General features: G+C 57.5%; 3 protein-coding genes and 1 pseudogene. 2 read left to right on the top strand and 2 right to left on the bottom strand.

The annotated features are described in order from the left end of the window. Positions 1 to 79 precede the first annotated feature (79 nt). Positions 80 to 1,780, top strand: coding sequence for an urease subunit alpha (ureC, locus tag ACXX83_RS27490; RefSeq protein ID WP_458550101.1), 1,701 nt, complete (start codon positions 80 to 82; stop codon positions 1,778 to 1,780). Between the two features lie 65 nt (positions 1,781 to 1,845). Here the strand turns inward: ureC and ACXX83_RS27485 are convergent, their stop codons facing one another. Continuing rightward, positions 1,846 to 6,933: an NEL-type E3 ubiquitin ligase domain-containing protein gene (locus tag ACXX83_RS27485; protein WP_458550100.1), complete on the bottom strand. Its 5,088-nt coding sequence runs from the start codon at positions 6,931 to 6,933 to the stop codon at positions 1,846 to 1,848. A gap of 262 nt (positions 6,934 to 7,195) precedes the next feature. On the opposite strand from ACXX83_RS27485, the pseudogene ACXX83_RS27480 reads away from it, so the two are divergent. Beyond that, positions 7,196 to 7,390, top strand: a pseudogene (locus ACXX83_RS27480) (DnaJ C-terminal domain-containing protein); the annotation flags it as partial. Between the two features lie 81 nt (positions 7,391 to 7,471). Here ACXX83_RS27480 and ACXX83_RS27475 read toward each other — a convergent pair. Beyond that, positions 7,472 to 12,742: an NEL-type E3 ubiquitin ligase domain-containing protein gene (locus ACXX83_RS27475; protein ID WP_458550099.1), complete on the bottom strand. Its 5,271-nt coding sequence runs from the start codon at positions 12,740 to 12,742 to the stop codon at positions 7,472 to 7,474. Positions 12,743 to 12,956: the final 214 nt, after the last annotated feature.

Genomic DNA, 12,956 nt, shown 5'->3' with positions numbered 1-12,956 from the left:
AACTGTGGGAGCGGGCTTGCTCGCGAATCTGTGAGCGAAGCGAACAGTCTCAAACACAATTGAATCCCAAGGCAAGCGCATGAAAATCTCAAGACAAGCCTACGCCGACATGTTCGGTCCCACCGTCGGTGACAAGGTGCGCCTGGCCGATACCGAATTGTGGATCGAAGTGGAACAGGACTTCACCACCTACGGCGAAGAAGTGAAATTCGGTGGCGGTAAAGTCATTCGTGACGGCCAGGGTCAGAGCCAGTTGCTGGCCGCTGACGTGGTCGACACCCTGATCACCAACGCGCTGATCATCGATCACTGGGGTATCGTCAAGGCCGACGTCGGCCTCAAGGACGGGCGCATCGCGGCGATCGGCAAGGCCGGCAATCCGGACATCCAGCCCAACGTCAACATCGCCATTGGCGCCAGCACCGAAGTCATCGCCGGTGAAGGCATGATCCTCACCGCCGGCGGCATCGACACCCATATCCACTTCATCTGCCCGCAGCAGATCGAAGAGGCATTGATGAGCGGTGTCACCACCATGATCGGTGGCGGCACCGGACCGGCCACCGGCACCAATGCGACCACATGCACCTCCGGGCCGTGGCACCTGGCGCGCATGCTTCAGGCCGCCGACGCGTTCCCGATGAACATCGGCCTCACCGGCAAGGGCAACGCCAGCTTGCCGGAGCCGTTGATCGAACAGGTCAAGGCCGGTGCCATCGGCCTCAAGTTGCATGAGGACTGGGGCACCACACCCGCGAGCATCGACAACTGCCTGAGCGTGGCCGACCGGTTCGATGTGCAGGTAGCGATCCACACCGACACCCTCAACGAATCAGGTTTCGTCGAGACCACCCTCGCCGCCTTCAAGGGCCGCACCATTCACACCTATCACACCGAAGGTGCCGGTGGCGGTCACGCGCCGGACATCATCAAGGCCTGCGGTTTTGCCAACGTGCTGCCGAGTTCGACCAACCCGACCCGGCCGTTCACCCGCAACACCATCGACGAACACCTCGACATGCTGATGGTCTGCCATCACCTCGACCCAAGCATTGCCGAGGATGTGGCCTTCGCCGAAAGCCGCATTCGCCGCGAGACGATTGCCGCCGAAGACATCCTCCACGACCTCGGTGCGTTCTCGATGATCAGCTCCGACAGCCAGGCCATGGGGCGGGTCGGTGAAGTCATCACCCGCACCTGGCAGACCGCCGACAAGATGAAAAAACAACGCGGGCCGCTGCCCGGTGATGGTGAGGGCAATGACAACTTCCGCGCCAAGCGCTACATCGCCAAGTACACCATCAACCCGGCGATCACCCACGGCATCAGCCATGAAGTGGGTTCGGTCGAAGTGGGCAAATGGGCGGACCTGGTGCTCTGGCGTCCGGCGTTTTTCGGCGTGAAACCGACACTGATTCTCAAGGGCGGTGCCATCGCGGCCAGCCTGATGGGCGACGCCAATGCCTCGATCCCGACACCGCAACCGGTGCACTACCGCCCGATGTTCGCCAGCTTCGGCGGCTCGTTGCATGCCACCAGCATGACCTTCATCAGTCTGGCGGCGCAGGAGGCAGGCTTGCCTGAAGCGCTGGGTTTGAAGAAGAAAATCGCAGTGGTCAAAGGTTGCCGCGACGTGCAAAAAACCGACCTGATCCATAACGACTACCTGCCGAAAATCGACGTCGATCCGCAGACCTATCAGGTCAAGGCCGATGGGGTTTTGCTGTGGTGTGAACCGGCGGATACGTTACCAATGGCGCAACGGTACTTTCTGTTTTGACTCGATAAAAAAACCGAATGCCGCTCCTTGCGACATTCGGGGTTCGGTTGAACCAGTGCGCATCGTCACGCGTGGTTATCGCCATCTTCCAGGTCGAGAATTTCCTGCGGAGTCAACAGATCGGCCAGCTTGCGCTCGGCCTCCCTTGCCTCATCAGCCAAAGCCCGGGACTGAGTGTTATAGGCATTGCTGGTCAGCGATTCTCTATCAATGTCCAGTTTTTCCAGGCGCTGCTCGATGGGTGCATAAGCCAGATCGAACCTGGATCGGTACTTTTCTTTCAGGTATTCGCCCCAGAAATCACGGCGCGCAATCGAATCAATCTCTGCCTTCGAATCTTTCAGGCTGTTTACATGCAGCTCTGCTGCCTTCAGTTTGGCGGCAGGCACGTACTGCGAACCGGTGTAATCGGCCTGAGTAGGCTGTCCCGGCAAATCGAGCTTTTCCCGGAGGTTCACCCGGTAGGAAAGCCGTACTTCAATTTGATCCATTAATATCAGTTGCTGGCCCTTCTCCTTTACCGTGGCATTGGAGCGGGCAATCGCTTCAATACGCTCTTTTATATCTTTGAGCGCAAATGTTTCAACCTGATCCAGACGGAACAATCCTTTGGCCAGCTTGAGCAGTTCAGCGCCCGCGCCTTTGTCGCCAACACGTGCCAAGGCTTTATGAACCTGCACCTTGATTTCCAGGTCGCTGAACATCAGGGCTGCACGATCGCTGCAGGTTTGCGGCTCTCCCGCCGCCTGGAACAGCTCGTCACGCAACTGCGCATTCTCTCCAGCCGCTTCCAGGACTGCCCAGACCCGAGCTTCGAGATCGGGATAAGCCTTCTTGTACTCCGCCGTTTTACTCAGTTTTTCCAATAATCGGAAAAACTCCTCGCTTTCACTGACTGCGCCACCCACCTCATCTCCGGCCGCTTCCCGATCGAGGGACTCTGTGTCGAGGCGCGTCCATAGCTGTTTTTTTGCTGTGTGTTCAACAGCAGGAATATTGCTCAGCCATCGATCGACCCTCTGCTCCGATGGCGCCAACGTGCCCCCTTCGGCCCCCCGATTAGCCGGTGCCTCGGCGGGAACCGGCATCAAACCCGCGCCATCCTCATCCAGGTAAATACGCGCCAGAATGTCCGCGTACTGCTGTATGCCACGCTCTGAAAGAGGATTGCCGTTCAACTCGGTGACCCTCAATACTCGATTGATTGCCCTCGCCTGGTCCGGTGGTGGATTCACCGCCCAATCGGGAAACGAAGTGAGCTGGTTATCACGCAGATCGACCATTTGCAGATGGCGTGGCCCAAAAAGACCTTCCGGCCATTGACTGATCCCGGTGGCCTGCAAGCGAACTTCGGTCAACTCGGTCATCTGACTGAAGTCAGGAGTACGCTCCAGCGGATTATGGCTGAGGTAGAGTTTTTCAAGATTACGCCTGCCAGCCAGTAAAGCTGCGTCATCGGGGGTTAGCCTGATGTTGTTTCTGGAAAGGTCCAATCTGACCAGACTCTCCAGCTCATACAGCTGCGCGGGTATGTCTACCAGTCGGTTTGCCTGGAGATTCAACTGTCGAACGTTGTAAAAGGATTCGAGAAACTCGTTGGGAGTCGCTACGAGCCCCATTTCACTCAGGTTCACAAATTCCACATGGGGAAAGGTCGCGTCCAGAGCAGGAAGCGCCCCGACGGTCCGACCTCGCAGAGTCAATTCGCCTCCACGAGGATAACCACTGGCAGAAAGCCTGTTTGTCTTTCTTTGCCAGCAGCGCTTGAGGAACTCAACGACCACTTGTTTATCATACTGCTCGACCGCCACGACACTGCCATCTGGCAAAATACGCGTAGAAGGGGTCGCCAGCCATTGCTCCGACCAATTCAGCAAACCTTGAAACTCGGCCTCCAGGTTAGACAGAATCAGTTCGGGATTCTCTGCTTCAATAAACGCCAGATAGCGCTCGGCTTGACCATCGGTGAAACCCGGGAAAAGCCTGAGTATTCGCTCCTTGTTCGACAACTGCCGCGGGTTCATACCAGCCCCACGCCCGGACAGCGAATAGCCCACGCGACCATCGGCCCAGCGCTGAGGCGCCCTGAAACCGGGCCTGATCGGTTGCATGCCCAGCCGTGAGCGCAATTCACCGCGAGTCAATACATGCCGCCTGATCAATGCCTGCAATTCCGGTCCTTGCCCCACATCGGGCAAACCTATTGCATTGCGCGCCCCATCGGGCAAGGCATGCTGAAGCGCGGCGTAGAAATTATCCGCGCCGTGCAAATGACCATCGTTCTGGTCACGGGCCTCGTACAGCCCCTCTGCACCGCGCACCAGAACCTTTCGGCTGACGGCCGTTTCCGCACCGACACTGGCCCTTAGATCACCATTGAACGAGCCGTCTCGAACTTCCAGGCGCAGATCGTTCGACCAGCCTGGCAGCTTCTCGAGTGAGTTGAGCACAAGCGTCTCGGCATCCTGATTGATCACCGCCTCCAGATACAGCCCCTCGTACGCTCGCGACAGACGCACTTCGCGCTGGATCCAGCGCAGTTCCTCCGCCAAACGCAGAGGTATGGGTTTGGTTTGAAACCTGTCGTCGAAATCCCATTTAGCCATTTGCTGTCGTTCACTGCTGCTGGCTTCAGCCAGCAACTGTTCGATCACTTTCACGGGCACACTGGAAAAGCGCGATTTGATCAAATTGAGCCGTGGATCGCTGCTCCCGCTCCTGGCGTTGTAGACATCATTGAAGAACTCGACTTTATGATGTTCGGCGAACTTGGCGAGACTTGCGCACAGCGTCTCGACACGCTTATCCAGAGTATCGCGGGGGGTTCCAGGCCGCTGACCAAGCACAACATTGGTTTCACTTTCATCAAGGCTCTCCAGGAACGTTCTCAACAGACGCCCGTCACGTATCTGCGCATCATGTATCTGCACGACCCGTATCTTGTCCGGTGCGCCCCGTGGATTGACGTATTCCCAGAGCGTATTTGCCTGCCCATCGAGAACCCGTATCGACACCGTGTCCGGCCACCTGCCATAACGCGTCATGACATGCAGTTGATTGATCGAATGATCCACTGTCGGCCCGGCGGGTAAGTCGCTCTTCATGTCGGCGATAAAGCTCTCGACCTGCTTGTATGCGTCAAATCGACTGATGGTATCGACCAGCATCGGCGCCGGTGACTCGTTTTCGACGTACATCTTGCGCAAGACGCTTTCATCGGTGCCGCTGGCTTCGCGAATCTGCACCAGCTCGGTATCGCTGAACCCGCTGACGCTATGCCCCAGGCGCCTCATGAGTTCTGGCCCCTCCCAGGTCCTCGGCTGTTCCACTTCATGACTCCAGGCGCCGGAGCCGTTATGGCTCAACTCAGGTGCATAGGCATTCGCCCGGTCAGGATGCGCGATTCTGTATTTGCCGCTAACCGGGTCCTTTTTCACGGCATAGCGCTTATCTCCCAAGGGCAAAAACTCCTGACCATCGTGCCGCAACAGGCCCAGTTCATTCGGCGTCAGACCTTCTGACAATGCCCCCGTGTGCTCATAGGGTTTTAGATCGGGTTTCCACAAACGGGCTTCCCCATTCGGTAGGGTGACCTGCTTCATACTGTCGAAGAAAGGTGAGCGCTTAAGCGGCGCAACGGGCTCAGCGCTCTCGGCGCCAAGCGCCGCCAGAAGGGCAAGCTGAGCAACGTTTTGCGTGACATCCATCAGATACGCAAATCCCTCATCCGAATCGCCCTGCGCCAATGACTCGATGCCCTCTACCAACTCATCAGTCAATTGAACGGCCATGACCGCCATCATCGCCACCCCCAGGGGCGGGACAAATAATGCAACCACGTTGAAGACAGACAGCGCGATCCCCAAATAGCCGAGCATTTTTTCATGGCGGGCCTGTGCATCGGCATCTGCCGTGGACACCGCAACATACTTCGCATCGTTGAGGAGTTTGTTCATTTGCTGGTCGAAGAGAAATACCCAAAGCGCCCCTCCGACCGGCGTTTCCTCCATATGGATCCTGGCGGCAGGATCAGGGGCTCGTACATATACACGGCTGTTCGGTTCCTGCTTAAGGGGTGTCAGGCGATCATTCAACCGCTTGAAAAAACGCGCTTTATCCTCCTGTTTGACAAACCGGCTGAAAAAATCCTGATACTTGCGATCACGCAGCCGCTCACGCAATTCGTTATGGAATTGCTGCGCGGATGCGTACTCTTTGATCGGGCTGGCGGGGTCATGGGGAATATAGACAACCAGGCGCTGCACCCGATCACTGCTGAGGCGATCAGGACCGATCAGCACAACTCCGATCAACTCGGTGTCCCCAAGCAGTTTCAACCCATTGAACTGAACGGGCTTGCCATCCAGCATCAAGTCGTTCGAGTGCTCCTTGATCTTCATCAGGACGTTAAAAACACTCGAATCATTACCGGACTTGTCAATATCCCCCTGCATTCGCGCGAGATCGATCGCCGCGTGGAACGCATCTTGTTGACTGAGCACGACCCTGGCTTTCAAGACCCCTTCGGCCACAATTTCCCCCAGACCCAGCGCCGAATTGATATGCGCCTGATACTTACCCCCCAAGTCCAACTGTCGACACAGTGCTGCAAACTGTTCAACGGTAAAAGGCAACCGTCCCTGCGACGAAAGAAGGCGCACCGAGTCACCAGTTCGCGTTGCACCATAAGTATCCGTTTCGTCATCCTCGGAAAAATTATGCAAGGCCGCGTCCAACAGGCTACTGCTCAATGAAATAGCATCGGCAAATGGTTCTGGGCTGGGGACCGAGTGCCGCAACTGCGTACGATCGACATCAACCGAGACCTGGAACTGCTCCAGGATTGCATCCCTCAAGAGAGGGCGTGCGAATGCCTTGACGTCCTCCAGATTAACCAGCAGTTGATCGACCGCGTTCTGCGAAGAGCAACTCTGCTGACTACTGTGTTTGAACGCATCCTGGTGAGCTTGCGATGCAGCTATATACCAAGCCGGAAGCGTGAGACCAACATCGCGCAAGGCCTTTCGTCGTTGTCGCGTGGCGCTCAAAAGCCAGGCTGGAAGTTTATCTTTGACAAACTCATAGTGGCGCCCATTATCTTCAGTTGACACAACTTCGCGATTACTTGTAAGCGGCACATTTAATTCAGGCATGATTTTAAACGCTCATGGTATTTTATCGAGCATAAAACCTACTAAAAGCCTGCCCAAATAAAAAACCAAATAACCACGGAAAAACCACGAAGATACATACTATAGCCATCGAACATTCGAATACTGAAATATACTTATATACCACCCGCACAGACAATCCACGCCGCGTCACTAAAAACATTACATCTCTATGAATTACTTTGACCTCTCGTACTGTTCAACACCGCTATTGCTCGATTAGTTCAATACACTCTTACAGTAACTGGGTGCCGAAGTCGCCGCGCCGACCCTGACCGGCAAGATCAACCTCAAGGTGCCGGCCGGCAGCCAGAATGGCCAGCGCATGAGTACCAAGGGCCATCGCCTGATGAACAAGGCCGGTGAGCGCGGCTACCTGTTCGTGCAGCTGAAGGCCGTCATGCCGAAGAAGTCGGACGATGACATCAAGGCCCTGTAGCAGGACCTGGCAGAATAAGGCTACCGCGACACGAGCAAAGGCCTCGCACACCCTGTGTCGAGGCCTTTGTTTTTTTCGTGATTACTGAACGGATTCAATCCGCAGCCGATCCAGCTTGGCCCGAATCATCGCTTCCCGTGTCAGTTTTTTCAGCAACTGCGTAATCTGCAGATCGATGTCATCCAAGGCTTGAACATATTCCTCGTCAGTCATCAGCTTGCCGTCCGCAAAGTCAGTTTCACTTTTGCCCAACTCACTGCACAACCCCTTGATTTCCGCCTCCACCGCCGCCTTTCCCTCGGCAGTGAGCCGCGTACCTTCGGCCCGACGCTGCAACGCATCCTGCAAATCGGTAGTGGCGTCGATCCTGCGCTTCAAGCCGTTCAATTCCTCGCGGTAAGTAGTTTCCAGCCAGGTTCGCCAGAGCGGTTGCTCGAAGAGGCGATCGACCAGCAGATCACCTTCCTCCAGCGCCTTGATCCGCTGGAACGCTGCTTCGATCATCTCCTTGCTCACACCGGCGATGTTGCGAAACTGCATGCCCCGCGCCTGCCACGGCAGATCCAGACGTTCCGCCAGATCGGTCATGTAGGCCAGGTGCACTTCCACTTCATCGATAGTGCCGATCACATCGCCATTGGCGTCGTAGCGACGGAACCGTTCGCCGTCAGCCAACCGCGCAGACACCCGCTGACGGGCGATGGCACCGAGTTCATCGAGCCGGGACTTGCCCAGGGCCAGTTCCAGCAATTGCGCCTCGATCAGGTCCGCACGCACCAGTGCGTAGGCTTCATGCACCATCACCTGCACGCCCATGGCATTGAACAGTTGCGTACCGCCATCCACGCACTCGGTGGGCGTTGCCGCCTCGTTGAACAGCTTGCTTCGCAGTTCACTGTCGCTGGCCATGGCTTCGAGCATGCGCCAGACCTTGGTCGTCAGTTCCGTCTGATAGTCACCGCCGGCCTTGAAGTCGGCGGACTGGGTGAGCTTGCGCAGTTCATTGAAAAACGGCACCGAACCAAACTCGTCTTCAACGTCGTTCCAGACTTCCTGCTTTTCCTGCCATTGCCGCTCGGTCATGCCCATCCACCATTCCGCGCTGTCGAGCAGACCTCGGGGTGGGTATGGGCGGTCCGGGTCCATGCCGACCGACTCGATGTAAGACTTGAGGATCTCGAGATTTTCCGACGAGATCCAACGCGGGCCCCGGCTGATTACGGTACGCGCCAGTAGCTCTGCGCGAAATGAACCGGGTGCGACCTCGGGTATCCGACTGATCGGGTTGCTGCTCAAGTCAAGGTAGATACTGCGCGGTCGCGATTGCGAAAACAGCCCGACGGGCCAACTGTCCAGTCCGGTTTCGCCCAGCAACAACACCTGCAAATGCGGCATTCGGCTGATGTTCGGAATGAGCTTGAGCGGGTTGCCGCGCAAGCGCAGGAATGCCATGCGCGTCAGGTTTTTCAGGTGATCGAGCGCCAATGCATCCAGTTCAATGTTATTGCCGTCAAGAAACAGGTGAGTGAGATGACGCATGTCTTTCACCGCCTGCGGAAGCGTCGTCAGCAGATTGTCTTGCAGATTGAGGTAGCGCACCTGATGGAACGAGTCGAGGAACGACAGGTTCCCGGAACGCAACTGCCCACCGCGCAGGCTCAGGCTGGTGACATGATCGAAGTTGGCCTCCAGTTTCGGCAGGGTTTCCAGCAGTCGGTTCAGTCTGGGAATGTTGTCCAGACTCAACGCCTGCGGCCGCACTACCCCGAAAGCCTCGATGCCCTCCGGCCCGGTGCGCTGCCAGCATTGCCTGAGCGTTTTGTAGATGTTGTTTCGCGCATGCCATTCCGCCACGCCCGCCGGGGTAAAACGAGCGGATTGCGTCGGCGAATTCATCCAGCGTTGCAGGGCACGGTTCAATTGGTTGAACTCGGCCTCCAGCACGGTCAGCCGTTCATGCACCGCCCCTTCACCCTGAGCGAAACCCGCCAGCAGTGCCTCGACTTCCTCCGAAGTAAAATCCGGATACAGTGCATGAGCCCGTTGTCGCAGCCCCACGCCTTGCGGTGCTTGTCGGGCATAGCCACGCATGCCGCCACGCAAGCGCATGACGCTCGGGTCGTAAGCCGGCCTGGTGATCGGGTTGTCCCGCAGAATCGGCTCAAACCGGGATCGATCCAGCGGCTGCGCCCTGACCGCTTGCTCAAGGCGTGAAGACTCATGGATTTCAAAGCCAAGCGCTGTGCGCTCAGAGTCGGGCAAGGCATGCAGCACTGCCGCGTACAGATTGTCCGCACCGTGCAGCTGTTGATCGCTGCCGTCCCGTGCCTCGTATTGGCCATCCTCACCCAGGACCAGCACTTTGCGGGTCGTCGCGTCGACGGGGCCGAGGCTGTCGGTCAGTGATCCCGTGAATGAATACTCACGGATTTCCAGACGCAGATCCGCCGGCCAGCCCGGCAATGCGGCCAGCGAGTGCAGCTCCAGGCGTGCGGTATCGCGATTGTGCAGTGCGTCGAGGTACAGGCCTTCATAAGCCCGTGTCACACGCAGTTGTTCCGCTGCCTCCCGAGCTTGTTGAGCCAGTCTCAACGGAACACGTTTTTTTTCGTTCAAATGCTGCACATCCGAGGGATGCGCTTCACTCAGCAACTCCTGCGCCTGACTGACAGAGATATCAGCCCCATCATCCTTGAGCATGTTCACCAACGGATCGTCCGACCGGGTACGGCGCTTGTACAACAGGTCGAACAACTGACTTTTGCGCTGACGCGCCAGCGCCGCCCATTGATCACAAAGTGCCTGGGCACGTTTCGCCTGGTCACCGGAATACCCTTCTCCAAGCAGTTCGCGTAGCGCTGTTTCGTCAAGGAAACCGACCACCCGTTCCGGCAACTCACCCGCAAGCAGTTCAGACCAGGTTATCTGCAAGGTATTGGTCGCTGACGCATTGGCGTAGCCATCCTTGATCGATACACCGGTCAGGCCCGGTCCCTGGAAGACTTCAATGGCCTTGTCGCCGGGCCAGCCGCGCAATTCCGTCATGAGTCGAAGCGAGTAATCCGCCCAATCGTTACTGATCCGATGGGCCAGAATCTGTTGCGCACCGGCTTCGGCATCGGCATGGGCCTTGAAGCGCTTGAGAGTATCGGCCAATGACGCGGGCGGAGTTTCATGTTCGACATGGAGCCGGCGCAAGGTGTTTTCATGCACGCCGCTGGCAGTCAAAACCTGCTCCAGGGTCTCATCGGAAAGCCCCTCCACCGAAGCGCCCAGACGCCTGAGCACTACACGCCGATCCCATTCGAGCGGTTGATCGAGCTCGGTCTTCCAGCTGCCGGCACCGTTGTGCTCCAACAGCGGCTGATAGGCTTCGGCGCGAGTCGGGTGTTGCAGCCGATGCTGGCCGGTTTCCGGGTCTTGCCTGACGGCATAGCATTTGTCATCGAGGCGTAGCAGGTCTTGCTCCTGATAACGGTACAGCCCAGTGTCACCAGCCTTCGCCCCATCGGGCAATGCGGTCTTTTGCTCATAAGGGGCGAGATCAGGATTCCACAACCGCTCCTTGCCGCCGACTTCCACTGGCTTGAGCCCCTCGACAAACGGCGACACCTTGATCGGTGCGACAGCTGTGCCGGGCAACACATGTCCGGCGCCCATCAGTGCCAGTTGCGCGAAGTTGATCAAGACCCCGTTGAAGTACGCCGAAGCCTGTTCCTTATCACCCTTGCTCCAGTCTTCGACGCCTTCGGCAACCTCGGCGAGCATTTGCGCGACCATGATGCCGAGCATGGCTTCCCCCAGCCCCGGCACCAGCATTGCGGCGAAATTGAAAACATTCCAGCCGATCGACAGGTAACCGGTCAGGCGTTTGAAGCGTGCGTTGGCATCCTCGTCGCCGGTCGGTACGGCGATCAGCCGGGCATCGGCGATGGCCTTGTCGCGGCGCTCCACAAACAGCGTGGTCCACAGTTCATCGCGGATCTGGTTAGTCACCGGTTCCGCATCGGGATTTTCGACCGCCGTTTCACGCCACCATGGGCCCATGTCCAGCGGTTCGCGCTCATGCCAGGTGTAGGTCGTGAGGCGCTCTTTGACCCGGGCGAAAAACAGCCCCTTGTCCTTCTGCGCCACAAAGCGGCTGAAAAAAGCCTGGTAATCGGTACTTCTCAACTGACCCAGCAGCGCCTTCATGAACGCGGTCAGCGAGGGATACTCCTTCAACGGATGGTCAGGATCATCGGGTACATAGGCGATCAACGGACCGCTTACACGACTCTGTTGATAGATATCGTCGCGGCGCAACAGTTCATCGCTCAACCCCTGCGGCCCATTGGCGAAGAAGGCTTGCAACAGTTTGAATTGATCGTATTCCCGGCCCGGCAGAACAGGAATGCGGCGCGACCAGTCGATCCAGAATCTCAACAGCGCCGGCGTCAATGCTTCAACTTCGCGCTTTACTTGCGATGGCTCGCTGACCGCGCTGAACAACACGATGCCGGTCAACCGAAAACCCATCAGCGACAAGCGATGAGCATGCAATGGCCGGTCGTACAGCCTGATGTTTGCCTGCCCCTCACGCACCTGGCCCAGTTTGGCGTAGCCATGGTCACTGATATCACCCTTTAATCGGGCAATCAGTGCGGCCACATGAAAGGCCGCCTGTTCACTGGCCACCGAGTCTTGTTGCAAAGTTCGCTGTGCTTGCGGGGTATCGGGCAACAGGACGGACTTGATGTGCCGCTGGTATTGCCCGCCGATGTCCAGGCTGCGACACAACGCGGCAAAATTCGGCAGGGCAATGGTCGGCTCCAAGCTGAGACTGCCCCGGCTGTCCTTGCGGTAAATACCGGAACTGTCTCGGAACGCCCCTTCGACGGTTTCAGCTTCCTCGAAGTTGTGCAGTGCCGCCTCCAGCAAGGTGGACTGGCGGACGCGACTGGCGCCGGTGTCGATGCCGAAGATGATCGTACTGGGCACCTCGAGCTGCACGCTGAGTTCGTCGGCGCGTTCCACCGAGCTGAAGTTCGCCTGCAACATCTCCCTGAGCAGCGGCTCGGCGAAGGTCTCAATGTCGTGTTGCAAGCTGCCCAGGGTTTTGTCCAGTACACCCTGAAAACGCCAGCGCTCCTCGATCAACTGCTTCAGGTACTGGCGGTCCATGGCCCGTGCGCCGCTGTACCACTCGGGCATCACCGGCTTCAGGGTTTCGAGGGATTTGAGCCTTGCAAGCGGGGCATTTTTCAGGGCGCCCGGTATCCCGTCGAATACGCGACGGTAATGCACGCCCTGGTGTTCGACGCCTGTGGTTTCAATGGTTTGCTGTGAATGGCTTCCATGCAATTCAGACACTTTTACAACACCTTGATGGCTGGATTTGAACCCACAGCTTCGCCAACCCGCCCGCCAAACAAAAGCCCAAAAAACCGTTGGGCCGCCCCCGAAAAAAGGCCTTCACCGTTCGAAATTCAAAGAGCCGTCATTACATAAGTACCGCCACAGGGGCCTGGACTTATGCCACCGAACGAGCGGTCGTGTTTTTTCCGGCAAAGGGACTACTATTCGA

The sequence above is a fragment of the Pseudomonas sp. GNP012 genome (assembly GCF_054343835.1).
Note: the sequence above shows the minus strand (reverse complement) of the source record. Positions and strands in the feature narration are given on the sequence as shown.

Excerpts from the sequence above, each read along its gene's own strand:
- ureC (WP_458550101.1), top strand. The coding sequence starts at position 80 with ATGAAAATCTCAAGACAAGCCTACGCCGACATGTTCGGTCCCACCGTC.
- ACXX83_RS27485 (WP_458550100.1), bottom strand. The coding sequence starts at position 6,933 with ATGCCTGAATTAAATGTGCCGCTTACAAGTAATCGCGAAGTTGTGTCA.